Genomic DNA, 25674 nt, shown 5'->3' with positions numbered 1-25674 from the left:
TCGCGAATGGCCGGGCGCGTCCGGGAATCGGGTGAAAAATTCGAGGGTGCGAATGAACGGCACCCGGAAGACCAGCTTGGTTGGATTCAATTCGGTCTATTGAGAGCGGCTGGACGCTTCGCGAGGTCGACGGAGATGGTTCCTGGCATCCTCGAAGAGGCCGAACCGAATCGGGAAATGAGGGGAAGCCGCAGCTCGACGCGCCAGGTGAACGCGAACCCGCCGGCGCTTTCGCAAGGTCGGCAGTTCCTTGAGGGCATCGAGCTTGCCGAGCAGAAAGGGCCGCGCGCGACCACGGAGGCCGCGCCAAAGTCCTTGAGTGACCGTGAAGAGGAGGTGGGGGACCAGCGCGGCGGCGAGCCAACGCTTCGGCAGATCGCTCCAGAAGAGGATCTCTGCATTCCGCGACATCCGGCGCTGGAGGGCGGGACGGCCGTGGTCGTAGCTTGCCGAGACTTCGTGGAGGATCCGGCAGGAGGGGGTGAAAACACAGCCGTACCCCGCCCAGCGGAGCCTGAACGCGAGGTCGACGTCTTCGTAGTAGGAACCGAATGAGGGATCGAGGGCACCCACAGTTCGCAACGCCTCGGTCCGGTAGAAGGCGCTCGACCCGCTGGCGCCGAAAACCGGGTCGGAGGGATGCTCGAGCCAACGGAGCGCAGACTGGCCATGACCGCGTTTGCTCGGCCAACCGACCAGCGAGTACGAATCACCGGCCGAATCCACGCGAGAGGGGTCGGATCGCACAAGGACCAAGGGGGCGACCGAACCGACCAGTGGATCAGCGAACGGAGCCAGACCGGCCTCGATCCAGCCAGGCGTGACCTCGGTGTCGTTATTGAGAAGCTGAACGTAAAGCCCCTTGGCTTCCGCGATCCCGGCGTTCGCCGCAGCGCAGAAGCCGCCGTTACGCTCGAGACGCACCAATCGCACGTCAGGATGCGTCTGGGCCAGCCACTCCGGAGTATCGTCGCTCGACGCGTCGTCGGCGACGATGACCTCGATCGGTGGCTGGTCCTGGCGGTGGCGAGCGATGCTCGCCAGGCAGATCTCCAGCAGTCCTCGGCCGTTATAGCTGGGGATGACGACCGAACAGACCGGGCTGAAGGACGCCGGAGTCGGGCTCATTGCCCGCTACTCCGCTTGGGGCTGACCCACGTCGTCTTGCCCCAGGCCACATGCTGAACCGTCATCAGGAGGATCCGGAAGTCGAGCATGAACGACCATCGCTGGATGTAGTCGAGGTCGTACTGGATCCGCTTGCGAAGCGAAGTACGCCCGCGCCAGCCATGGACTTGCGCCCAACCCGTCATGCCGCCGGGCACCGCATGGCGGAGGTCGTAGTCCGGGATCGTGTCGCGGAATTGCTCGACGAAGATCGGCCGCTCGGGACGAGGGCCCACCAGGCTCATATCCCCCCAGAACACGTTGAAAAGCTGGGGCAACTCGTCGATGTTGGTATGCCGGAGCCAGTCACCGATGGGCGTACATCGGGCATCGTGATTCGAGGCCCAGATGGGGCCGGTGGTCCCTTCGGCATCCGTCCGCATGCTTCGGAACTTGAGGATCCGAAAGAGCCTCCCCCCCTGCCCCACGCGCTCTTGTGAGTAGAAGATGGGCCGACCCGTGGTCACGAGGATCAGAATCGCCACCACCAAGAACAGAGGAGCAAGCAAGGTCAGGCCAATGGCCGAACCGATCAAGTCCACCAGCCGTTTGCCGAGCCGATCCCAGGGGAGTGACCAGGACGGTCGCTCCACCGGCACGAATGTGCCGTGCGGGGGCCGCGCGACCCGATCAGCTTGCTCGGTCACCCAATGCACGGCCACTTCGGGGTTGGTCAGATTCGGGATCCGAGGACGGAGCCGCTTCGCCGGGCCGCCCGAAACCGCGACGACAACATGGGTGGCACGCGAGCGATCGACCAGTTCGTCGAGCCGGTCGATCCCCCCGAGAACGGGGACGGGATCGCTCTGGGCGTGGACGGCCAGTTGTCGTCCACGCCCGATGCCTCCCGAATATCGAGGGTGGCCCGCGTCGATGAAGCCAACGACCGGAAGCCCGGCCCAGGGTCCTTCGCCCAGACTGCGAGCCAGGCGGCGACTATCCCGGCGGGCTCCCACGATCAAGACGCGCCCCGCTGACGGACGACTCAATGGCCGCACCCGTCCGGTCAGTTCGAGAGGATTGTTCATGGGCTTCCACCGATCCATCGGTGTCTGGCGTGGGGGCGAGAGTCCGTCCGGGCCCGCGCCCGGCTCAACCCCAACGGTCTCCTTGGAGCGTCTCCGCCGATCCGTGGCGGACCTCTGTTGTAATTCCCTCAAGCTCTTCCATCGACCGAACCGACGCTTTATTCCAGTGAATTCGGTAAACTTGCCGTTATCGTTGCCCCGAGTGCCCGCAGCAAGGTCGGACGCGTGAATCGATCGCTCCTCAATAATCCTGAGTCACTCCTTGAGCGGACACCGTTGTTGACGGTTGTCATCGTCAACTATGACAGTTGGCCCGAGGTGCACCGGCTCGTCGGGTCGCTGGAGGCCACTCCGGAAGTGGCTCACGGAATCTGCGAGGTCATCGTCGTCGATAACGCATCTCCAAGCCGCCCTCCCGCCGAGCTCTTGCAGGCGATCGAACAAGGAGTCGGAACCCAGCTCCTCGCCAGAGCCGACAACGGAGGCTTCTCCGCCGGCGTGAACGCCGGCTGGCAAGCCGCTCGTAGCTCTTGGCTCCTGGTTCTCAACCCCGACGTCCTCATCCCGGATGGGGAACTCAGCTCGATCGTCGCGCGGATCGCTCAATTCGAGGCTGATCCCACGCAGGCTCCCGGTATCGTCGGGTTCAAATTGCTGAACCCAGACGGAACCCGACAACCTTCGGTAGGTATCTTCCCCAGCCTGGTCAGGACGGCCTGGGAGCAGTTGATACCGCGTTCGCGGCGGAAATACCAGCCCGGTTGGCGGACTCGGCCCGGCCCGGTCGCGTGGGTCACCGGCGCCTGCATGCTGCTCAATCGCCGGATGCTCGCCATGCTGGGGGGAATGGACGAAGACTTCTTCCTCTACTACGAAGAAGTTGACCTCTGCCGATCCGCTCAAAATCGCGGTTGGTCGGTTATTTATGACCAGGATGTGCAGGTTGTCCATCTACATCCCTTGCAAAATCGGGCGATTTCCCCCAGAATGCGGGTCATCACTCGGCACAGCAAGCTCTTGTATTTCCGTAAACACTTGCCCCGATGGCAGTTTCTGACGCTTTCGAGGATTATATCGCTCGAAGCGATCGTAAGGCGCACCGGGTCAATGGTCCAAGGAAGGACCGATGATGGACGAGCGTGGCGGACGATTGGAGAGATGGCACGAGCCTTCCGCAAGGGACTCGAACCGCGGGGTCGCCAAGTGCTGACCCTGGCCGATTCGGTCATTGCGAAGTCTTTGGTCGTGACTCGTGGGTCCCTCGAGGGATCGCACACCACTCCTCAAATTGTTCCGGCAGGGAAGCGACGAGGACCGTCAACTGCGACGCTCCTCAAACCGCGAAAGGACGGACCGGCGTGTCGCTGATTCAACATGGAGTTCGAGTCGGCCTCCTTATGGTCGGAGTTGCTGGGCTTCTCTTGTGGCTCAGCTACCACTCGGACGCCACCTTCGCCGACGGCCTGCGCTACATCCATCAGGCTGAGCGGATCGAGGACGGAGCCTGGTCCGAAGGGCTGATCAAGTCGGTGGACCATCCGCTCCACTCGATGGCGATCGCCGCGGTCCACCGGGTTATGGGCGGAACCGGCCCGGTCTCCTGGCAGCGATCCGCGCAGATCGTTTCGGCCAGCGCCATGATCTTGCTGGTCATTCCGCTCTATTTGCTCGCCCTGGAAATCTATGGACCGACGACGGCCTGGGTTGGCTGCCTCCTTTGCCTCGGGAATCCGATTTCCGGGTTCGTGGTGATCAACGTCCTGAGCGAATGCACCTTCTTGCTCTTCTGGACCTGGGGCCTCTGGGCCGCAGTCCGGTTCTTACGTGAGGGCCGCTTCCTCTGGCTCCCGTTGACCATCACCTTTAGTGCGTTGGCGTATCTGACGCGTCCCGAAGGGATGCTCTTGCCGTTGGCCCTGGTGGCGACGCTCCTGGTCCTGCCGCTCCACTGGGCCACGCGCATTTACTGGCCGCGCTGGTGGGCTGCTGTGGCCTTCTTGATCGTGGGCCCGCTGTTGCTCGTCGGTCCGTACATGGCGGCCAAGGGGGGGCTTGGGACGAAGCCTTCGATTGCCCGACTCCTCGGAACGGCTCCGAAATCGGACGCGATGGCACTCGAGCGGGAACGCCCTCTGTCACCCAACCAGACCACGTTTCAAACCTATCGAATTGCGGCCCGACGGATGCTCAAGGTCGTTCGGACCGCGGTGACGACCCCGCTCTTGCCCCTGGTCTTGCTCGGCCTGGTAACCGCGCGTCCCTGGTCGGCCCGCGCTCGGGTCTGGCTCTTCCTGGGGGTCATCGTGACGGCGTCGACCCTCGGCCTGATCCGCCTGCACGCGACCGGCGGGTATTGCACGGTCCGGCACGGCCTCGTCCCGGCCATGCTCCTGACCCTTGCAGCCGCCAATGGCCTGGCCTGGCTGATGCGTTCGATCGTCATACCAGGCCAGTGGCTAGGCCACGGTGAGGAACGGTTCCGCCTCGGCCCCGGGGTCTGGGCCGCGATTCTGGCCGGATTCATCGCCGTCCCTCACGTGCAGGGCATGACCTCCTACCACGGCAGCTTCTCCGCCTACCGCGATGCCGGTACCTGGATCGCCGAGACCAAGGCACGCGACCACGGCAAGGTTCTCGACATGACCGACTGGTCGCTCTTCTTCAGCGGCCAGCCTGGCTTCAGATTCTCCGAGGTGAACTGGGCCGCGATCGATCCCAACACCCGTTGGGTCGTCGTCCGAGACGCTCACCTCCGAGGACGCTGGAATTTTGGACCGGTGGTCCGGCAATTGATTGCCGGCCGCGACCCAATCCTTACGATCCCGGCCCATCCAAAGCCACGTGAGGTGCAGATCCAGATCTACGACCGCCGCAGTCCCTTGCGGCCGACAGTCGCCCAGCAGACGCCGGCAACTGAGACTCCGGCCGCCCCACCTACAAGGCGGTAACAGGCCATCCGCCACCCCTCTGATCTTTTCTTTGTGCCAAAAGCGTGAGGGGTGGCCCGTCCGTTAGGAACGTCTGGCAAGTGGCGGCGGATGTACGTCAAGGAGGACACACCCGATGCGGATCGCCTGGTTTACCCACCGTTATTACCCTTGCGTGGGTGGAGCTGAGAATTACGGGCGGGCGATCGTTCGACGGTTTGTCGCGAACGGCCATGCCGTCGACGTCTTGACGAGCAACGCCCACGACCTCTGGTACTTCACCGATCAGCGGCGACGACGCGTTGAGGAGCCGAGCGAGACCCAAGTCGACGGAGCGCGGGTTCGCCGCTTCGAAGTCCGGCATCGGCCCCTCCAGCGCTACGTCGGACGGCTCTTGAGCTACGCGCCCCACTGGCCGACCCAATGCCGCGCAGACTCGTTCATGCCGATCCTGCCGGGCATCGAACAGGTCCGTGGCAACTATGACGCCGTTTTCGCGGTCGGGTTCCCCTACACCGTCTTCTCGTACGGAGCGCTACGGACCGCCCAGGATGCAGGGGCTCCCTTGATCCTCACCCCCTTCCTGCACCTGGCGACCCCGGGCGACCCGGTCCGCAAGTACTACACGAAGCCGCACCAGATTCGGCTCCTCGCCTGCGCCGACGTCGTGGTCGTCCAGACCAGCCTGGAAGCCGACGTGGTTCGCAACTGGGGGATTGCCGACGCCCGAATCCTGACGCTCGGCATGGCGGTCGAGCACAAAGAAGTCACCGGTGGCGATCGCCAAACCCTCCGCCAAAAGTATCAGATTCCCGTCGGACGGCCGGTGGTCGGCCACCTTGCCACACTGGACCCGAACAAGGGAAGCAACGACCTCGTTCGGGCAGTGGCCCGTTTGAACGAGGCACGCCCTCTCGAAGATTCGATCCACCTGGTCATGGCCGGGCCGAGCTCCCCTTGCTTCGAACGGTTTCTCGCCGAATATCCCGGCGGCAAGCCCTCTTGGCTCACCCTCCTCGGCCCCCTTCCCCTCGATCAGCGCGCGGACTTCTTCGCCGCGATCGACCTCTTCTCGATGCCCTCCCGGACCGACTCCTTCGGGATCGTCTTCCTCGAAGCCTGGGCAAATGGGCTTCCCGTCGTCGCCGCCGACGCAGGGGGCGTGCCCGAGGTCGTTCGCCACGAAGAGACCGGACTGCTCGTCCCGTTCGGCGACCTCGACCGCCTGAGCCAGTCGATCGCCGGACTGCTGAATGATCCCGCCAGGGCCCGACAACTCGGCGAGGCAGGCCGAAAACTCGTCGATCACGGCTACACCTGGGACGATCGGTACGCCACGCTTCTGGCACGAACCGAACAGGCGATCGCCAATCCTCGCCAGAGCGCGCCAGGCTGGTTCCGTCGCCAGGCAGGGTAAGTCGATCCCAGACGATGATGCCGAAGCGCTCCGTCGATCAAAGACGTCTTGGTGATCAAGATCGCCAAGCCTCTCTCCGATGATTCGGTTCCAGCGCTCAAGTAGGTTGTTCCGAGGTTTTTTCAGTCAGACCTTGATTTTCAACCATTTGCAGAGCAATGTTAAACGGTGGGGAAGCGAGGGCCCTGGAGTCTCTCTTCGTCTCCTCGATCGCCGTTCCCCCACGCTGCTGATCTGTCCTTCCCCCCGCGCGTGGTTTTCGCGACGAGGTCGGGTGCAGTCGACGACTCGAACGCTGCGAAGACCTGCGCGGGCGATCTCCCGACTCCGACGACGAGAGCCTTCCCAATGCGCGTCCTCCTTTCCCTTGGCGTTGGCTTGGTGGCATTCGTTGGGCTGCCTGCCCCAGCGTCAACGGCAGTACTCGAAGCGGGTGTTCCCACAAGCCTCGAGGTCCTGCCCGCCAAGGCGAAGCTCTTCGGCCCGCAAGCCGCTCAGCGCCTGGTTGTCATCGGAGCGTTCGCCGACGGGTCCCGTCTCGACCTGACGTCGAGCGCTCAATTCAAGGTGGGGGATTCCAAGATCGCCTCGGTCGATCCGCACGGGTTTCTCCACCCGGTCGCGGACGGTAAGGCGGAAGTCGTCGTTCGCGTGGGATCGATCGAGGCCTCCGTTCCCGTCGAGGTCAGCGGAGCGCAGACAGCCCGCCGGGTCAGCTTTCGGAACGAGATTCAGCCCGTCTTGACCAAGCTCGGCTGTAACCAAGGTGCCTGTCATGGGTCGCAGCATGGGAAAGGCGGGTTCAGGCTCTCCCTCCTCGGTTTCGAGGCGGAACCCGACTACACGGCCATCGTCAAAAGTGCGGAGGGGCGACGGGTCACGCCATTTGCCCCTGAGGAGAGCCTGCTCCTCCTCAAACCAACCCTGGGGGTGGCTCACGGCGGTGGCAAACGGATGGAGCCAGACTCACCCGAGAGTGAACTCATCAAGCTCTGGTTGGAGCAAGGTGCCCCCGCGCCGACCCTTGAGGATCCGACGGTCACCGGTGTGGCCGTCTTCCCCCCACAGCGGAGAATGGAGCCAGGTCAGGAGCAGCGGCTCATCGCTGTCGCAACGTTCAGCGACGGAACGACACGCGACGTCACCGACCAAGCCAAGTTCGACACCCTGAACGAAGGGGTCGCCAAAGTCGGGCCGACCGGTCTGGCGACCACCGTCGGCCAGGGGGAAACGAACTTGATGGTCCGTTACCAAGGGCACGCCGCCTTAGCTCGGGTCACGGTTCCTTTTGCCTATGACAAGGCGTTTGATTTCCCTGCACGCACCATTCTCGACGAGAAGGTTGCGACCAAGTGGCGAGAACTGGGGCTCGTCCCCTCGGGCCTGAGCACCGACGCCGAGTTCCTCCGCCGCGCAATGCTCGACACGATCGGGACCACACCGACACGCACCGAGCTCGAAGAATTTCTCGCCGACGCCGATCCCGAGAAACGCGCCAAGTTGCTCGACCGCTTGCTCGATCGCCCCGAATACGTCGACTTCTGGGCACTGAAATGGGGTGACCTGCTCCGGGTCGATGGAACCAAACTCGGCGCCCAGGGGATGCTCGCGTTCAACCTCTGGCTCCGTGACGCGTTCCGGAGCAATAAACCGGTCAGCGCGATGGTCGACGAACTCATCACCGCGCAAGGGTCAATCTACACCAACGGGCCCGCCAACTACTTCCGGGTGGCGACCGGCCCCGACGACCTTGCCGAGACCACCGCCCAGGTTTTCATGGGGGTCAGGCTCCAGTGCGCCAAGTGCCACCACCACCCCTTCGAAGCCTACGGCCAGGATGACTATTACGGCTTGGCGGCCTACTTCGCCCGGATCAGAACCAAGCAGAGCCAGGAGTTCGGACTCTTCGGCCGTGAGCAGGTGATCTACGTCGCCAAGACCGGAGAGGTCGGCCAGCCCCGGACCGGCAAGACCATGAAGCCGACCCCATTGGGAGACAAGGCTGCCGACGACCCGGTCGATCGCCGCCGCGCCTTGTCCCGCTGGCTCACGAGCTCGACCAACCCTTGGCTGGCTCGAAATGTGGTCAACCGCTATTGGGGCTATTTGCTCGGCAAAGGGCTCGTCAACCCGATCGACGACCTCCGCGAGACCAATCCGCCATCGAACCCGGACCTTCTCAACACCCTGGCCAATCAGTTTGTGGCGGATGGCTTCGACCTCAAAAAGCTTTTACATCTTATCCTCAATAGTCGAGTCTACCAGCTCAGTTCGCTACCCAACCCTGATAACCGGCTCGACACCACGTTCTTTACCCACTACCGCATCAAGCGGCTGACCGCCGAGCAATTGCTTGATGCGATTAACCTGGCGACCGGTACGTTCGAGAAGTTCCCTTTGAAGCCGGCAGGCACCCGGGCCATCGCTCTGCCCGACACCAACTATCCCTCCTACTTCCTCGACACGTTCGGCCGACCCGAGCGTGTCCTGGCCTGCGAGTGCGAACGCGCCACCGACCCGACCATGAGCCAGGCGTTGCACTTGATGAACGGCGACCTCCTCAATCGCAAGCTCACCCAGGCCGACGGCCGCCTCACGCGGCTCTTGCGCGACCCGAAGTTGACCAACGCAACCCTGGTCGAGACCCTCTACGTCGCCACCTTCAACCGGCTCCCCTCCCCGCAAGAAAACGAAGCGGCCCGCCAGCTCATTGTCGAAGCCCCAAGCCGGGCAATGGGTGCTCAAGACCTCTTCTGGGGCCTCTTGAACTCCAAAGAATTTCTATTCAACCATTAACAGACTTCTTCAAATTTTTGCACAGCTTCCTCTTTTCACCAATGAGACACCTGGAATGAGCCGTTTTCGTAGGGTGGGCGCGGTCCACCTTCGCAGACCAGGGATGGTGGGCCATGCCCACCCTACGATCGCGTTCACCACGAACGAGGCGGCGCGTGGACGTCTGAAGCCGCAAAGTCTCGCCGCTCGCGTTGGGCTCGGGCTGATCGCAATGCTGGCCGTACTGACACCATCAGTCTGGGGCGACGAGACGCCGACCTACGAACGGGATATCAAGCCGCTCTTCGCGAAACGGTGCACGGTCTGCCACAACCAGAAAAAGCTTAACAACCTGGAGATCTCCGGCGGGCTGGCGCTCGACACGTTCGAGGCGGTCCTGGCCGGCACGAAGGACCAGAAGGTGATCGTGCCGGGCCGGCCGCTCGAAAGCGAGTTGCTCAAGCGACTCAACGAGGACGACGAAGACAGCCGAATGCCACTGCTCGAGAAGCCCCTACCGATGGCGCAACGCGACCTGGTCCGCCATTGGATCGACGCGGGCGCGCCGCGGGGTATCGAGGTCGCCGACGCAGTGGCAACCGCAAAGCGACCACCACGGCGGATCGTCCGGTCGCTGGACCTGGTCCTTGGCGTGGAGCGAACGATCCCTCCCAAAACCGAAGGGTTCGGTAAGGGGGGAGCGATGCAAGTCGCCCTTAAAGTCGGCCCATTGCCGGCGATCTCAGCGCTGGCGTTCCGAGGTGACGGGAGACAGCTCGCCGTAGGGACACACGGTGAGGTTCTGATCTGGGACCTGGTCGACGCCCGCCCCGCACTCGTCCTGAACGACGTTCCCGGCCCGGTGCATGCCCTTCTTTTCAGCCGGGACGGCAAGCGACTCGCCGTGGGGGCCGGCCTCCCTGCGCGGACGGGTTCGGTTCAGGTCTACTCCGTCCCCGACGGCACCTTGATCCACGACTTCGTCGGCCACGCGGATGTCGTCTTCGGTCTCGCCTTCCGCCCCGACGGCGGTCAACTCGCCTCGGCGTCGTTCGATCAGTCGGTCCGGCTCTGGAATCTGGCCACCGGAAAGCCTGACGGCGTCTTCACAGGGCATTCCGACTTCGTCTATGACGTGGCCTATACACCCGACGGCCACTCGCTCTTGAGCGTGAGCAAAGACCGGACGATCAAGCTCATCGACACGAAAACGCTGAAGGAGAAGCGGACGTATAGCAACCACAACGAGGATGTCATGGCCCTGGCGGTCCAACCGAGGGGAGCCAAGTTCGTCAGTTCCGGCCTCGAGCCTCAACTACGGTGGTGGGGACTCGACGACGAGAAGCCGGCCAACCGGGTCGGTGGACACGGGGGTCCGGTCCATCAGCTCGCCTTCAGCGGTAACGGCAAGCGGTTGATCTCGGCCGGGGGTGACTCAACAGTCCGACTCTGGGATGGAGCCTCGGGAACATTCGAGCGAAAGTTGCCGGGGCCATCCGAATGGCAATACGCCGTGGCCCTCTCCGACGACGCCAGCCTCGCCGCCGGCGGTGGCTGGGACGGGGTCGTCCGGGTCTGGGATGCCGACACAGGCAAGCTCCGAGCCACTCTGCTGCAACCCCCTTCGCCCAGCCCACCCACCGCCGACTGGCTCGTCCTCACCCCCAACGGATACTTGCACGCCTCGCCGGAGTTGCACGAGCTGGTTCGTTGGCAAATCGGGGGGACCGACGTCGATGGGACGATCCCTTGGTCCGTCTTCGGCCGGGAAGACGAGGTTGCCCACCAGCTCCAGGGCAAACCGGTCGCCGAGCCCACCTTCCCTCGCCCGAAGCCTCAATGAGATGGGCCTCGCGGAGCAACGAACCAGGCAGACTCTGCTCCTTTCGACTTTCTGGAGTCCTTCGATGCCTCGCCCCCATTGGATCCTCACCGCCCTCGCCCTGGTCATGGCACCCGAGTTCGCCCGGGCTCAGACGTCGTATCCGATGCTGACTCGGGTCACCCCCACCGCCGCGCGGAGGGGCGAGACCGTGGAGATCACGATCGCCGGTGGGGGCCGGTTCGACGGGGCCTGGCAACTGCTCTGCGAGGAGCCCGGCCTGTCGGGAAAGGTGCTCGACGCGGCCACACCACGCGCGGGCGACTCGAAATCAGCGAAGCGAGGAGGGAGACGGGAGTCGGGCACGGTCAAGGCGACCTTGACCGTCGCGCCTGATGCCCCACTCGGCCCGCGCGAGATCCGGGTCGCCACGCCGCAAGGTATTTCCTCGGTCGGCTTGATCGTCGTCGTCGACGACCGCGTCGTCTCCGAGGCTGACGACGCCGCCAACGACCGTCCCGAAACGGGACAAGTCCTTGAACTTCCCGCCGTCGTCAGCGGTCTCATCGGGAAAACCGAGGATGTGGACTGGTATTCGTTCACGGCGACCGCCGGCCAAAGGCTGACGTTCAGCGTCTGGGCCAACCGGCTCGAAAACAAGATCCACGACCTCCAGACCCACTTCGACCCGATTCTCGCGATCCACGACGCCCAGGGACGTGAGCTCGCGGTCGACGACAATCATGACTTCGCCGACCCGTTGCTCTCCTACGAGTTCAAGGAAGCGGACACCTATCACCTCCAGATTCGCGATACAACCTACACGGGCAACGCCAACTGGACCTACGTGCTTCACGCGACCAGCCGCCCGGTTGCAACCGCAATCTTTCCGATGGCGGTCAACCCCGGCACAAAGGCCGAGTTCGAAGCCCACGGAGTCAACCTGGACGAGTCGAAGAAGACGCTGCCGCTCGAGGTGCCGGCCAACCTGAAATCAGGGGTTCATTTGATGGCCTTGCCCACGGAACGGGGAACCACCTTGCCCGTCCCCCTCCTCTCAACCCCGCTCCCCTTGGCCCTTGAAGAGGGGGATGCACCCGCCGACATCGAGAAGGGGCAAGTGGTCAGCCTACCGGTCGCGCTCAGTGGACGTCTCCTCGAACCCAATGACATCGACACCTATCGATTCGAGGCGAAGAAGGGACAGTTCTACGCCTTCGAGGTTGTCGCCCGTCGCTCAGGAGCCGCGACTGACCCGGTGCTCCGGATCGTCGACCTCAAAAATGCCACACAGGCTGAGGCGGACGACTCGCCCGGCAGCAAGGATCCCCGGCTCGATTGGACCGCGCCGGCCGACGGCAGCTATGCGGTGCAAGTCTTGGACCTGCACAGTCGGGGGGGCGTTGAGTTCGGCTACGTCTTGCTGGCCGAGGCGGCGAAACCTGGTTTTTCTTTGAGCTGCGACCCGGACAAGCTCAACCTGGGCCCGGGTGCGCGGGTCCCCTTGTTCGTCCAGGTCACCCGCCGCGCCGGTTTCAGCGGTCCCGTGACCATCGCTTGGGAAGGTCTTCCCCAAGGGGTCACGGCGAGCCCACTGACAATCCCCGCCAACATGACTCAAGGGGTCAGCGTAGTTTCCGCCGCCCCCGACGCTCAGCCGGCCGCCGCCCTCTTGCGGATCTCAGGGCAGGCCGAAATCGACGGCAAACCGCTCATCGAAATCGCGGAGCCCAAGCAAGAGATCTATCTCCCCGGAGGCGGACGCGGTCTCTACCCCGTCCAGACGATCGCCCTGGCCGTGACCGCTGAGTCCGACATCACCGTCGAAGCCACCCCCGCCGCCATCACACTCGCCCCCGGCAAAACCGCCACGATCGACGTCACCGTCACCCGCCACAACGGCTATGACAAGGGGGTCAACCTGGCGATCCTCCTCCAGCACTTGGGCGGCACCTTCGCCAACCCTCTTCCGCCCGGCGTCAGCATCAAGGAGACGGGGAGCAAAACGCTGCTTGGACCGGCCGAGACGCAGGGCAAGATCATCCTCGAAGCCAAACCCGATGCTGCCCCCTGCGACAAGACCCCCATCGCGATCATGGGACACGTCTCAATCAACTTTGTCGTCAAAACGGCTTACTCGAGCGCCCCGATCTTCTTGACCATCCCCCCGAAAGAGAGTCCGGCGTCAAAGTGATCCCTCGGCTCGACACAAAGCATTTCCTTAAAAACAAAAACACAAGCATTTTGCCAAGAGAATGGTCACAGCCCACCCTTGTCGCCTTATTGCTCAGGTGTCGGGCTGGTGCCACAAGTGCCCGGGAGAGGAGAGACGTCGGCCCCCGGCACCGAGGAAATCGGCTCCGGTGCGCTCGGGAAAAGTCGAGGAAACCAACTCGAGGCACCGACCAGAGTCGCGGCGGCCAAGATCACCAGAGTCGCGATCACGGCGATCTGCGACCCGAAAGCGTGGGCCCGCGAAGAATGGATTCCGAGCGGGTTGAATGCAGGTTCCAAGCGTACCTGCCTGATCGCCGTGTCGACCGTGGAATCGATCAGGCGTGCGGGAACAACCTCGGCAAAGACGGCGTTCTGGGAAAAGGAGGTCACCAGAAACGCTGCGGAGAGGGCCAACCCCCGTTTGGCGAGCCGAGAGCGGAGTAACTCGCGGGCGCGCGACAATCGCCCCTTGACCGTCCCCACCGGCCACTGGAGCAGGTCGGCCGCCTCCTCGTTCGTCTTGCCTTCCAGGTAGCAAAGGACGACGGGGGTACGATACTTATCGGGTAGGCGGCTCAATTCCTCATGGAGCACCGGGCGGAGTTCGTTCCAGCCGGCTTCGTTGTGGGCAGCCGTCACCGACATCTCCGCGCCCTGCCTTTCTCGAATCCGTTTACGAACCGCGCTGGTTTTGGCTCTCACGGCAATGCGATACGCCACCTCGTACAGCCAGCGCGCGAGGACCCTTCGGTCCTTGATCGATCCGGCTTTCCGGGCCAGAGCAATAAAGCTCGCCTGAAAGGCGTCCTCGGCATCTTGATGCTGATTCAAGACATGCCGGCAAACGCCAAGGACCATCGGTCCATGACGAGTCACGATAATCCGAAACGCAGACTCCGCCTCGACCCGCCCGGAGTTGAGGAATCGCTCGATGAGTTCCTCATCGGGCAACGCACCAACCGTTTCCATGACTGACGTCATTTCCGGGTGTGTCACACTCGCCTCGACGCGTCCACTCGGCATATCCATCTCCCTGCTCGTGCCGGTCTCCAGACTAAGTGGCATGAGGCGTGCCGCTGGTTACGACTTTTTCTCGGGAAAGGAATCATTCCGCGAAACCAACTCCGTTTCAACCAACATTGAACGGAGAGTGAGTGACTCCGTCAGAGCGATCCACCGATCCCACTTGCGACGGAGCAGCCCTTTCTGCGTCGACCAGCCGGGGGTTACACTTAGGAAGAGAAGCGTCGCGGAGCGACCCCGCGACCCTCGTTTGTTTGAGCGAGACGACATGGGTGTGCCTGAAACTTTCACGCGCGAGACGCGTCACGATCCAAGGATGCAAGGGTTTCGAGACAGGACCCAGGTCGAGGATGTCCTTGCGCTCATTTCCCGAAGAATCGAACGACTCGACGTCGAACCGGTCGCCCTCCGCAATACGGCGGGTCGAGTGCTGGGCGAGGAGATTCGGGCTGGGGCCCCCGTCCCTGCCTTCGATCGCGCGGCGATGGACGGATACGCACTCCAGGGCCACGAAACCAAGGACGCCACCGTTCGAACCCCGGCCCTCTTTCACTGCATCGGGGAGGCCCGCCCCGGGCACCTCTGCAACCTCACAGTCGGTCCGGGGGAGACCATCCAGATCACAACCGGTTCCGCTCTGCCGAGGGGGGCGGATACCGTTGTGAGAGTCGAGTCGACGCAACGCGAAGGGCCGATGGTCCGGGTGCTCGAGGCCACGGCTGTCGGCCGGCATGTGGGCAGGATCGGCGAAGATATCGAGGCAGAGACCGTGGTGCTCTCGGCGGGCCGTGTCCTTCGCCCTCAAGACCTGGGCGTCCTGAGCGCGGTGGGAGCCGGCACCGTCGCTGTCGTTCGGCAGTCCCGGGTTGCGGTCATCAGTACGGGGGACGAACTGATCACCGCCGGCCACCTGCCCTCCGCGTATCAAATCGCCGATATGAATTCAGGAATGCTCGAGGCGCTGATCGTCCGGGATGGCGGCGTTCCCCGCATCGTCGGCCCCTTGCCCGATGACCGCGACCGGATTCGGGCCGAGATTGCCGAAGCCGCCAGGTGGGCCGACGTCGTGCTCATCTCGGGAGGAACCTCGACTGGCCCCGAGGACCACATCCCGGGAATCGTCGCGGAACTTGGGGAGTTAGTCATCCACGGCGTCGCCCTCCGCCCCGCCGGACCTGCGGGCCTCGGCTTCATCGGCCGAACGGCCGTCGTGCTCTTGCCCGGCAATCCCGTCAGTTGCCTCTGCGCCTATGACTTTTTCGCCGGCCCGATCGTCCGGCTCCAGGGGGGACGACCGCGAAACTGGCCCTACCGACCGATGTCGCTGCCCCTCTCGCGCCCCCTTGTCTCAATCGCCGGCCGGGTCGACTACGCCCGAGTGAAGGTCGAGCAGGGGCAAGTGGAACCCTTGGCGACCAGCGGCGCTTCAATCCTTTCGAGCACCACCCGCGCGGACGGTTTCGTGGTCGTGCCATCCGAATTGGACGGTTATCCCGCGAACGCCCTCGTCACCGTCTGGCTCTACGACTTGTTCCCCCCGTCGGGCTAGAGACCGACTTAAGTGCAGCCAAATTCATTCCATCGAGACAACCCTATGCAAGGCGCTGTCGTCCTGTGCGGAGGAGAGAGTCGTCGGATGGGGCAATCGAAGGCCTGGCTCGCGTTTGGCCCTGAGTGTCTGCTTCAACGTGTCATCCGGATTGTGGGCGAAGTGGTCGATACCGATGCTATCGTGGTCGTCGCCGCACCCGGGCAAGAGTGCCCCCCCTTGCCCGACTCCGTCCGGATTGTTCGTGACCCGGTCGCGGGTCGCGGCCCGCTTCAAGGACTCGCGGCCGGCTTGGCCGCTCTCCCTGCTTCCGTCGAGGTCGTTTTTGCCACGGCGACCGACGCGCCATTCCTCCGTCCCGCCTGGATCAGAGGTCTCTACGAGTGGCTCGGAGCGAACGACCTGGCGATTCCATTTGCCGACGGCTTTCATCACCCCTTGTCCGCCGTCTACCGACGAGCGACCACCCTGCCCGCCATCGAAAACCTCTTGCGACAGGATCGACTCCGTCTGCTCGACCTCATGGGCACGCTGCGAACTCACGTTGTCGTGGAGAACGAGCTTCGCCGCGTCGACCCCGAGCTCGCATCACTGCGCAATCTGAATACCCCGGAGGCCTACGTAAAAGCGCTGAGCGACGCCGGCTTTCCTGCTCCCCTCCCTTAAGAATGGGCAGCAAGACGCAAATCGGCGATCCATAAGAAACGGCAGGACCGATGTTTTGCGTCCCTCCTCTACGCTCCGCTCAAGGGGAAGGCTGAGCACCGATCTCCACGGGAACCAAAGCAGTCCCCGACTCGATGCGACGTGTGATCGGATTCTGAACATCCACCTCAAACGGACGAGCGATGCTGTTGCCCGCAAGGTCTTCCAAGGTGGTGTCAACGCTGATCTGGAATCGGCCGGCAGGCCACGGCTGATCCGGGCGGAAGCTCCAGCGAGTCGCCGCGTCATTCACGTCGACCCGACCCGGCACCTCCTGCTTCTCGGAGTCGAGCACGGACAGGGTCCGGTTCAACATCGCACGATCGAGCGGCTCCGGAAATTCCAGCACCAACGGGTCGGAAGTCCGAGCGGCCGGCGCCTTGACAATCCATTTCTGAGGATCGGGCTGCGTCTCATCAGCGGGACCGGTCTTGAAGGTCTTTCGAAACGCCTCCCGCAACGGATGGCCCGTCGCGTCGGGCCAGTTCCGATCGACGACCAGCGTGTACGCTTGACCGGCCTCAAGAATCGGCCCCAGATCCTCACGCGGTTTGAGCCCTCGCTTGATCCGCCCGGGATCGAGCAAAAGGGTCAGTCGGGTCCCGGTCGGATCCCAAAGCTCCTCGCCCACTTCCAAGAAGGGAACAGCGAGCTTCCGACCTTGCTCGTTGAGCAGGGTGACGCGCGAGTAGGCTTCGCCCCGGCTCATCGGCGCGGAGAAGTGGAGATAAAACTTGAGCAAATTCTCAGGCAAGTGATTGCCCGTTGGGTCAACTCGGACGACGAACGCTGGAGACGGTGGAGGCGGCAGAGGCCGCTTGAATTCCGTCACCACGTCCTTCAGATCCTGATACGGCTCCAGAGGAAGCTGGGAAGGTCGAAACACAGCACGGTGCCTGAGCCCGGGTTCGAGTGGAAACCGGGGCTCGAACCGCAAACGAGGGCCCACGACCCGGTACGTCCCCAAGATCGAAGGCCGATCCTCCGCCCCACCCTGGCCTTCCGGGGCGACCGTGACGGTGAAGACCTGCGACCATGAGAACGTGGTTGGTTTCACCTGGCTCAAGGCCGCAAGAGCGGCCAGGTCGGTCGGGGCGATCCCCTCCACCTCGATGGCCGACGAGGTCGCCCCCTCGCCGGCCTGCCAGCGGATGACAAAGCTCGCTGACCGTGCCGGACTCGGATCGTCCGGCGCGGCCGCAAGCAAGGCAATCGCCAAGTAAGGAACGAGTCGTCGGCTCAAAAGGGTCATGGCAGGGCGATAGTCTCGAGGTTCTGCGCACCGGCCGGGGTCTGTACGAGGATCAACGCATGGTCCTTGTCGAGCTCGTCGAGTTGGGTGACCCCCTTGAGGTCCTCGATCTTCTCGTAAGCGATTCCATCCGTCTCGGCGACCTTCTTCGTGATTCCCTGCTGGGTCTCAACCTTTTCGGTCGGAATCTTCATAACCCCTCGGCTACTGTTCGTCAGCAGCAGGAAATCCTTACCACCCTTCTGATAGACGATCAGGTCGAGCGGCTTGTTGTGATTGCCGAGTTCGGCGATCGTCGTCCCCTTCACGTGCGTGCCCGGCTTGAGCTGAGCCACGGGAAGCTTGACCAACGGCGTGCAGGTGTAGGCCGCGAGCAGGAACGACTCCCCCTTGATCTGGTAAGGGGCGAACGTCCGAACCGGCGAACCGGTCTCAAACCGACCGTGAGCACCGTGGTAGATCTCGACGCTCGTTCCCTGGCTCGCGTCCGCGAACGGGTAAGGAATCGAGAGCAGTCGCGAAGCAAACTCCTCGTTGGACAGACCGGCGACAAACACGCGGCCGTCAACGAAAGCCAGGTCGGTGATCGACTCGCTCTTGGACTTCTCCTTGGTGGGCGGATTCGGCAGGCTGGCCTTGGCAAACGGCACATCCTCGAGCGAGACGACCTCGGTCTTACCCGAGCGATCGACCCGGACGAGCACCGGCGCGGCGTCGGGGCCCTTGCCACGGGCGACGGTCAGATAGGCCTTCCCCGAGGCCGGATTGACGGCCAGGTCGGTGATCACGATGCCCTTGGAGGTCGTCCCCAACAGCGCGGCGATTTTCTCATCGATGCCGTCGACCTTCAGGGGGCCTCCCGCCGAATCCGCCTGAACGTCGGCCGTGTCGACCGCGAAGATCGCTGCGCCTTGCGAGTCGGCAAGGAACAGGACGCCCTTCGGACCAAACGAGAGCGGTCCCGCAGATTTCCAGTCAGGCGTCCCCTTGGACAAACCGGCAGCGCCGGCGGATCCAGCCGCCATCACGACTGCGGCGAGAGCGGTCGAGACGATTCGCGTCTTCAGCATCGCGGTTCTCCTCGGTTGAAACTCGAAGAAAAAAAGACAACCTCTAGCCGTCCGTCTGAAAAGATCAATGCGTCAGGTCGTAGAGCCAAGTCCCGAGTGCGGCAAAAAAAAAGAAACCCGATCCCCGGACAATACGCGAGTCCAACAGGCTCCGCAACGAAATAGAGCCAACATGTCCCGAGGAACGATGCCGCCCGGTTCGGCACCAAATATCTACTATCCCGATCGGAATCACAAGAACCTATCGCCAAGCCCCGGGAATTCGGCCTGGCGGCCATACTCTGGAGCCTGCGAACCCACTTATTCTCTTCACGCCTTCTGAATCGCCTGATGATAGGCTGGGTTTTCTATTCGCTTGTCGAGCCGCGAAGCGGCCTGGCGATCGTGGTCGGAGCGGGTTATAGAGAAGGCAACAGTTGGGGAGCGGTCCCATTTGGGGGTTCTTAACCCGGGCTGTTCCGAGTCGTCCTTGCTCTCCGGGAGTGGTTACGATGGTCTGGTATTCTGGGTTACTGATGCTCCTTCTGGCCGGGAGTGCGCCGGTGGAATTGATTGCTCATCGCGGCGAGTCGGCGGATGCTCCGGAGAACACGCTGGCCGCGTTCCGGCTGGCCTGGGAACGGAAGGTCCCCGCCATCGAGCTCGACGTTCACTTGTCGAAGGATGGAACCCTGGTTGTCTGTCACGATGCCGACACGAAACGGACCACGGGTGTCTCGAAGAAAATCAAGGAGAGCGACTGGGACGAGCTGCGAACGCTTGATGCCGGGAGCTGGAAGGGGTCGAAGTGGTCGGCGGAGAAATTGCCCAGGCTTGAGGAGGCCCTGGCGACGATCCCCTCAGGAGCCCGTTGTTTCATCGAGGTCAAAGTGGGTGCCGAGGCAATCCCGGCCTTGGTAAAGGCGGTCCGCCAGTCGGGCAAGAAACCGGAGCAGCTCGCCGTCATCAGCTTCCAGGCCGATGCCGTCGCCGAATCCAAGCGACAACTCCCGGAGCTCAAGGCGTTCTACCTCGCGAGCTTTAAGCAAGACAAGGAAACGAAGGCCTGGACTCCGAGCGTCGAGGACTTGATCGCCAAGGCCAAGTCGATCAAGGCTGACGGACTCGACCTCGCGGCCAAAGGACCGCTCGACCGCCAGCTCGCCCAGAAAATCAAGAAGGATGCGGGGCTCGAGCTCTACGTGTGGACCGTCGACGATCCCACCGAAGCTCGTAGGATGATCGATGCCGGCGTCGGCGCGATCACCACCAACAAGGCCGAATGGCTCAAACAGCAGCTTGGGCAATAAAGCCCCCTTCGTCTCGAAGCAGGTCGGCGAACCCTCGACTCTCACACACTCTCTGAGAGTCGAGGGTTTCCGATATCGACTCATGAGCCGCCCTGACGGACACTGGCGACCACAGTCTCAAATGCCGGCTTGAGGGTCTTCCAGTTGGTCGCGGGGCAGGTGCAGATCACCGTGATTCGACGGTCGTTGGCAAGCAAGGTTGCCCGGTAACCATAGACTTTGCCCCCAAGCGTCTGGTCGGCGATGAAGGTCGACCGCCGTCCTTCGCCGATTCCCTTGGACTGGAACGGCTTCGGCTCCCGCTCAGTATAGTTGGTGAAATCCTCCTTCATCTGCCGTTCACCCATCGGGTGAATCCTGGCCACCGGCGGTTCTTCCTCGCCCCCGAACATGGCACCCGACGACTTGGCCATATCGCCAAAAAGCGAACCGGCCAGGTCCGCCTCGACCCGGATCGCCGCATGTCCCTTGCTGAACTTGGCCCACGCATTGGGTGAGTCCGGCTTCCCGGCGCCTTCCGCCTCCCATCCCTGGGGATAGTCACACGAGAACCGGCCCGACGGGGAATGGTACGCGATAAACGCTTTCGGTGCCGGAACCGCGCCGCCACACCCGGAACTCGCCAGGAAGCCGAAGATCAGCCCAACCGAAGCGGCCGACGCCTTGAGGGAGAATTGGAACTGCATGAAGACGTCCTTCCTGATTCCAAAAGGTGCTAATTTACTCGCAGTCGACCCACCCGCTCTTGACTGAATTAAATGAGAATCACCCGAATGCAACGATAATTCCATTGAATATTATGGAGGGGGGGGGAATGCGTTCTCTTTCCAAGAATCCACATCAAAGGCGTTCCCAAGGCGAAGCCCGTGCCGCAAACTATCGATTGGGTCGCGAGGAGTCAACGCACAAAAGGCATCTTCATCAAACATGCTCACCCACAAGACGTCTCGGTTCCCAATAAACCTTATGGTAATCTTCTCGAGAAATCCGTTCGGCCCGCCCCCTCTTGAGCCTGCTTATGATCGTCATTCCAACCGGTACCGACGCACCGATCTACCACTGGCCCTATGTCACGGTCGTGTTGATCGTGCTGAACGTTGCGCTCCTGTTTGTCATCCCGCCCGCCTCGAACGTTGTCTTGCTGGATGAGAACGACGAGGTGATCGAGAGCGTCGAAGCCGTCTCCTTGTTCGATCGGTATGCGCTGGCGTTGGGCGACGGACGCCTGCACCCGCTCCAGTGGGTGACGCACAACTTCCTGCACTATGGACTCGGACACCTGGCCGGGAACATGCTGTTTCTCTGGGCCTTTGGAATCGTGGTCGAGGGGAAGCTCGGTCCAATCAAGTATCTGCTCACCTATCTGGCCATCGGCACCCTCCACGGCGCCTGTTTGCAACTCCTGTTAATGAAATCGGGGATGGACGGACATGCGGCAGGGGCCTCGGCCGTCGTCTATGGCTTACTTGCGACCTGCATGATCTGGGCCCCGAGGAACGAACTGAACTGCACGGTCATCCTGCTGATCGGATTCCGCGCATTCGTCTATCATTGGGATCTCTACTACACCACGGTCGCCTTGTTCTACATCGGGCAGCAGATTTTCGGCTTGGTGGTCTGGGGATCGCTCGGCAATCAAGTCATGGTCACGGAGATCGGCCACCTCTCCGGCGCATTCTGGGGTGCGGTGGTCGCGTTCACCTTACTCAAGGCTGGACTCGTTGATTGCGAAGGGTGGGACTTATTCTCACTCCGCAAGAAGCGAGCCACGCTCACCCACGAATGGAACGAGCGTGGGGAACGGCTCGCTCGCGAAAAACAGGCCCTCCGCTCCAGCCTCAAGGCCAATCTGAAGGCAAAGGCACGCGACAAAGCGACCAACGGCGATGGTCCCGTGGATGGCCCCAGCGCCGAGGATCGCGCAGCGACGGCCGTCCGGCGGGTCCGTACCCTCATCGACAAGGGGGATATCGCCGGTGCGCTGGTCGCCTACGATAAGTCCGCACGAACGCTGGTCAACTGGCCCACGCAGGCCGAACTCTTCGGGTTGATCAAAGCCCTCAGCTCATGCGGGGCCGAATCAGACGCGATCCGTCTGATGCGCGACCACTGCCGCTACTACCCCGACGCATCGACAAGAGTTCGTCTCAAGCTCGCACAGGTCCTAATTCGCGACCGCCAGCGCCCCGCCGCCGCCCTTCGAGTCCTCGAGGAGATCACGCCCGGCTCACTTCCCGCTGACCTCGAAACCGCCCGCCAAAAGCTCGCACTCCAGGCCAACCGGATGTGCCAGGATGGTGTGCTCGAACTCGAAGAGGACGACTGAGCCGGTTCCCCCGAGCTTTCAGCCGTCGGCGTGCGCAGCCATCCCGAGGCTCTCCGCGAGAGGCACTTCCTCAACGCCTTGTCTCGACGGCTTCTCGGCCAACGGGCTTGGCCGAGTCGGCCGCCCCACAGTTGCGTCGAATCCGCGGGACATAGCCCGCATGAGCGCGAGGGTTCCAACGGCCTGGGCCAGTGTGCCAATCAGCCAGAGCGCCAGCACCCACCGCGCTTCGAGCCCCGGCTTGTAGAGGGACGAACCAGCGTAGGTGGGCAGCACACCGCCGTGGATCATGGTATGAACGTCCTCATAGGAAAACAGCGAGCTAAACGCGAGAAATGAAGGAGAAGCGGCCGCAATCAGGACACTCCAACGTCCAGGCAGCATGATCGCCAACCCGCAGAAACAGAACAGATTCGGCACAACCGCACTGATACTGATGCCATTCCTTCGTCCATTGGCCATCAAGCACGCATAAACGCCGATCGCCGCAGAGAATCCCCCAATCACGACCATTCCCACCAGCGCGGCGATGAAACCGAAGGGGTGGACAGCACCAGCCATAATCCCGACGGTCCAGAGTCCAATCAGCAAGTAAAGCGCGGGGCGGGTCCGGATGAACGCTCCCAACATCTTCGCCCGAAGAATCTCCCACCCGGAGAGTGGAGTGGCGATCAGGCCCAACCAGGTGTCGCGTTCCCACTCCGCCCACATACTCCCCAAAGCGCCCGCGAACATGGCCCATCCGTAGAAAATGGCGAAGCAGGCCGAGAAGCTTTTCAGGACCAGGTTGAATTCGAGTCGGGCCTGGCCTGGTGCCGGCCCCCCTGCCGGTATGCCAAACATCTCGGCTACCGCACGCCCAAACGGATTCACATCCGGCATCGTGAAGGCCTCAGGGGCCGCCCTGTACCCTCGATTGGCCAGCTCCTTAAAGGCGGGCTTCGCAAACCAGGCCATGACCGCGACAATGAGACCAATCAAGACGATGTTGATCAGATGACCAAGCCCACGCGCGAAAGGACTCGCAGTCCGGTTGGCATAAATTGCGTTCCAGAGCACGGGATCATCGCCACATGGGGGGCGTGGCAATCGCCAATTCGTGGCACGACGGATCCTCCGTCCCGCGATCCGGGTCTCCTCGTCATAGTGGGCACGCGACTGAGCGCGAAGCTGCCAAATCGCCCAGACAACGAGTAGCAAACCGCCGATCAACTCCCACGTGATCATCCGCCAGACCGCCTGAATCGGGCTTCCTATCCGAACCATTCCACTCAGGTTGGCAAGCACTCCGAACGGGCTGCTCAAGAGCAAACTGATGGCGATCTTGACGATCCACTCGGGACCGGACGGCCATAGCCGAGACTTCGCAACCAAGATGGTAATCGGCAAGGCAATCCAAAGGGACATCAGTGAGAACGCCAAGGCCGTCGCCCCGCGCGCCGTCCGAGCCACGATCGAAGCCACGACAGCCATGGCCGCCAGGGCAAAGGCCGTCGATGCAAGCCCCACTCCGGCGAGCAGGATCAATCGAGGGTCGACGCCCCCGAACAGGACCAACAAAACGAGGACCGGAACGATCGTGGCTAGCCCATTCGCCCACCGAACCAATCCCGCCGCCAATGTCCCCAGGACAATCCCAAGAGCGGAGAGTCGCGTCGCCAATAACGCATCCAGCGTCTTCCGATCACGTTCCGATGCAATGGCCATCGCAATCTGGGGAATGACCAGGCTAATCGTCACTGTACCAAGCACGCCAACCGTCAGGACAAAGAGCGTGAGGGCGAACGATGAGATCCCCACGAGCGAACGTCGGTCCCACTCCCATCGATCCCAGACCCAGGCCGCGCCCAAGATAACCGCAAATTCCAAAGCAATCGCGAAATAACGATCGAAGAATGCCGTCTTACGACGCACCAAGAGGATCAATTCCCGTTCGAGAATCGGACCGATTCGCATACCCGCATCCTCAACGGCGGCTAACGACAAACGTCGTAGACGGCTCCATTAGACGCATTGGGGCGCAAGGTTTCAAGCCGGTACCACCCGTACCAGGCAAGAGTTCACGGGGTCGCCATTCCTGGGCCGGCAGGTGTCTTGCCTGCTTCTGGCTTCAGTTGAGATCGAGATTCTGAAACCCAAAATTCAATGCTTGGAAAATTCATTAAATTTAAATAAATTGCGGGCGGGTCGCCCGCGGTCCCTAGGAATGGCGACTCCGGATCCCCTGGAATGAGCCAGCAAGCTCAGTGATTCTGTACATGAGCGATCGACCGCCGTTGTTCCCCCTCACCTAGATTATCGTATCGGTCGAGGTCGCGCTGCGACTGCGGGAACCGATTCGATGACATCGGCTTTCAGTTCCGCCTGAGGAACGGAGATGATCCTGGGTTTGGGAACGACCGCAAGGTGGTCGATGACTTTGAGGACTCCCTTGGTGTCCTGAGTCAACTCAACGGCCCTTTCCTTGGCTGCGGCGTCCGGCACCAATCCCCTGAGGACCGCCGTCCCTTCCTCCTCGACGTGAAGCTCGATCTTGTTGGCGTCGAAGGTTTTGTCGCCGTGGAGCCGAGCCGAGACCTGCTGCTCGATCCCGAGGTTACGAGCTGAGGACTGGACTGCGGCGAATTTTTCCCGCACGGTTTCCGTAGCGTCATGGACGCCTGCCGCAAGGGTCTCGACGGCACTCCCAAGGCCCTCGCTCGCTCCCCCCCGCTCTCGGGCGAGACCGGCCCAGCCCGCCGCTCCAAGCCCAAGCAGGATCCCGGCAATCGTCCACCGCGTCCGCGACGGTGCTGCGTTCGCATCGTCCCCGGCGTCATTCTCACCCCTGGCCGGACCACCACGTTTCTCCATCACCTCGGCTCCCTTCTCGTCCCAAGCTACGCCCCGTCGATCCCGGCCTGTCCTCGTGGCACGGCCCCACTCTTTGGGATATCGGGCTATCCAAGACCACAGATCTGTCCGACTTGCTCGGGAGTGAAAGCATGAATGCCGATATCGACGATCACGCGGGTCATTGGGCCAACCCCAAGGTTCTCGAAGGCCGCTTTGTCCCGTACGACACTCCCCGGATCGGCTCAATGCGCTGGCATTGCAGGAGAATATCC

General features: G+C 62.6%; 18 protein-coding genes. 10 read left to right on the top strand and 8 right to left on the bottom strand.

What is annotated here, in order from left to right; translation table 11 throughout:
* Positions 1–96: 96 nt before the first annotated feature.
* Both SINAC_RS26445 and SINAC_RS26440 read right to left on the bottom strand, forming a co-directional pair.
* On the bottom strand, positions 97–1128 hold the full coding sequence (locus SINAC_RS26445; RefSeq protein ID WP_015248642.1) for a glycosyltransferase family 2 protein: 1032 nt from the start codon (positions 1126–1128) through the stop codon (positions 97–99).
* Positions 1125–2195: a sugar transferase gene (locus tag SINAC_RS26440; protein WP_015248641.1), complete on the bottom strand. Its 1071-nt coding sequence runs from the start codon at positions 2193–2195 to the stop codon at positions 1125–1127. Before SINAC_RS26440 ends, SINAC_RS26445 begins: the two co-directional genes overlap by 4 nt.
* A gap of 225 nt (positions 2196–2420) precedes the next feature.
* Here SINAC_RS26440 and SINAC_RS26435 point away from each other — a divergent pair, with 225 nt between their 5' ends.
* From SINAC_RS26435 to SINAC_RS26410, 6 genes are all read left to right on the top strand, one after another.
* Positions 2421–3563 (top strand): glycosyltransferase family 2 protein, encoded by a 1143-nt coding sequence (locus SINAC_RS26435; RefSeq protein ID WP_015248640.1) that lies wholly within the window; start codon positions 2421–2423, stop codon positions 3561–3563.
* Positions 3554–5143, top strand: coding sequence for a glycosyltransferase family 39 protein (locus SINAC_RS26430; RefSeq protein WP_237722758.1), 1590 nt, complete (start codon positions 3554–3556; stop codon positions 5141–5143). The genes SINAC_RS26435 and SINAC_RS26430 overlap by 10 nt, the downstream gene beginning before the upstream one ends.
* Before the next feature lie 115 nt (positions 5144–5258).
* Entirely contained in the window at positions 5259–6539 is a 1281-nt protein-coding gene (locus SINAC_RS26425) for a glycosyltransferase family 4 protein (RefSeq protein WP_015248638.1), read from the top strand.
* 348 nt (positions 6540–6887) lie between these two features.
* Positions 6888–9335 carry a DUF1549 and DUF1553 domain-containing protein gene (locus SINAC_RS26420; RefSeq protein ID WP_015248637.1) on the top strand — a complete coding sequence of 816 codons (2448 nt, stop codon included), beginning with the start codon at positions 6888–6890 and terminating at the stop codon, positions 9333–9335.
* A gap of 55 nt (positions 9336–9390) precedes the next feature.
* Positions 9391–11157, top strand: a complete 1767-nt coding sequence (locus SINAC_RS26415; protein WP_015248636.1) for a c-type cytochrome domain-containing protein — start codon at positions 9391–9393, stop codon at positions 11155–11157.
* A 64-nt stretch (positions 11158–11221) separates the two neighbouring features.
* Positions 11222–13330, top strand: a complete 2109-nt coding sequence (locus SINAC_RS26410) for a PPC domain-containing protein (RefSeq protein WP_015248635.1) — start codon at positions 11222–11224, stop codon at positions 13328–13330.
* A gap of 86 nt (positions 13331–13416) precedes the next feature.
* On the opposite strand, the gene SINAC_RS26405 is transcribed toward SINAC_RS26410, so the two are convergent.
* On the bottom strand, positions 13417–14376 hold the full coding sequence (locus SINAC_RS26405; RefSeq protein WP_015248634.1) for an RNA polymerase sigma factor: 960 nt from the start codon (positions 14374–14376) through the stop codon (positions 13417–13419).
* 316 nt (positions 14377–14692) lie between these two features.
* Here SINAC_RS26405 and SINAC_RS26400 point away from each other — a divergent pair, with 316 nt between their 5' ends.
* Entirely contained in the window at positions 14693–15925 is a 1233-nt protein-coding gene (locus tag SINAC_RS26400; protein ID WP_020466823.1) for a molybdopterin molybdotransferase MoeA, read from the top strand.
* A gap of 45 nt (positions 15926–15970) precedes the next feature.
* Positions 15971–16591 carry a molybdenum cofactor guanylyltransferase gene (gene mobA / locus SINAC_RS26395; RefSeq protein ID WP_081578351.1) on the top strand — a complete coding sequence of 207 codons (621 nt, stop codon included), beginning with the start codon at positions 15971–15973 and terminating at the stop codon, positions 16589–16591.
* A gap of 79 nt (positions 16592–16670) precedes the next feature.
* Here mobA and SINAC_RS26390 read toward each other — a convergent pair whose 3' ends face one another.
* Complete coding sequence (locus tag SINAC_RS26390) at positions 16671–17882, bottom strand: Ig-like domain-containing protein (RefSeq protein WP_015248631.1); 1212 nt, start codon at positions 17880–17882, stop codon at positions 16671–16673.
* Positions 17879–18952: a hypothetical protein gene (locus SINAC_RS26385; protein WP_015248630.1), complete on the bottom strand. Its 1074-nt coding sequence runs from the start codon at positions 18950–18952 to the stop codon at positions 17879–17881. Before SINAC_RS26385 ends, SINAC_RS26390 begins: the two co-directional genes overlap by 4 nt.
* A gap of 491 nt (positions 18953–19443) precedes the next feature.
* Here SINAC_RS26385 and SINAC_RS26380 point away from each other — a divergent pair, with 491 nt between their 5' ends.
* Positions 19444–20241: a glycerophosphodiester phosphodiesterase gene (locus tag SINAC_RS26380; protein WP_015248629.1), complete on the top strand. Its 798-nt coding sequence runs from the start codon at positions 19444–19446 to the stop codon at positions 20239–20241.
* A gap of 80 nt (positions 20242–20321) precedes the next feature.
* On the opposite strand, the gene SINAC_RS26375 is transcribed toward SINAC_RS26380, so the two are convergent.
* Positions 20322–20927, bottom strand: coding sequence for a hypothetical protein (locus tag SINAC_RS26375; RefSeq protein ID WP_015248628.1), 606 nt, complete (start codon positions 20925–20927; stop codon positions 20322–20324).
* A gap of 332 nt (positions 20928–21259) precedes the next feature.
* On the opposite strand from SINAC_RS26375, the gene SINAC_RS26370 reads away from it, so the two are divergent.
* Entirely contained in the window at positions 21260–22567 is a 1308-nt protein-coding gene (locus SINAC_RS26370; RefSeq protein ID WP_015248627.1) for a rhomboid family intramembrane serine protease, read from the top strand.
* A gap of 18 nt (positions 22568–22585) precedes the next feature.
* On the opposite strand, the gene SINAC_RS26365 is transcribed toward SINAC_RS26370, so the two are convergent.
* Together SINAC_RS26365 and SINAC_RS26360 are read right to left on the bottom strand one after the other, a co-directional pair.
* Positions 22586–24523: a hypothetical protein gene (locus tag SINAC_RS26365; protein ID WP_015248626.1), complete on the bottom strand. Its 1938-nt coding sequence runs from the start codon at positions 24521–24523 to the stop codon at positions 22586–22588.
* A 339-nt stretch (positions 24524–24862) separates the two neighbouring features.
* A complete protein-coding gene (locus SINAC_RS26360; RefSeq protein ID WP_015248625.1) occupies positions 24863–25420 on the bottom strand; it encodes a BON domain-containing protein in 558 nt (185 codons plus the stop codon).
* Positions 25421–25674 lie beyond the last annotated feature (254 nt).

The organism is Singulisphaera acidiphila DSM 18658 (assembly GCF_000242455.2).
Taxonomy (GTDB): domain Bacteria; phylum Planctomycetota; class Planctomycetia; order Isosphaerales; family Isosphaeraceae; genus Singulisphaera; species Singulisphaera acidiphila.
Note: the sequence above shows the minus strand (reverse complement) of the source record. Positions and strands in the feature narration are given on the sequence as shown.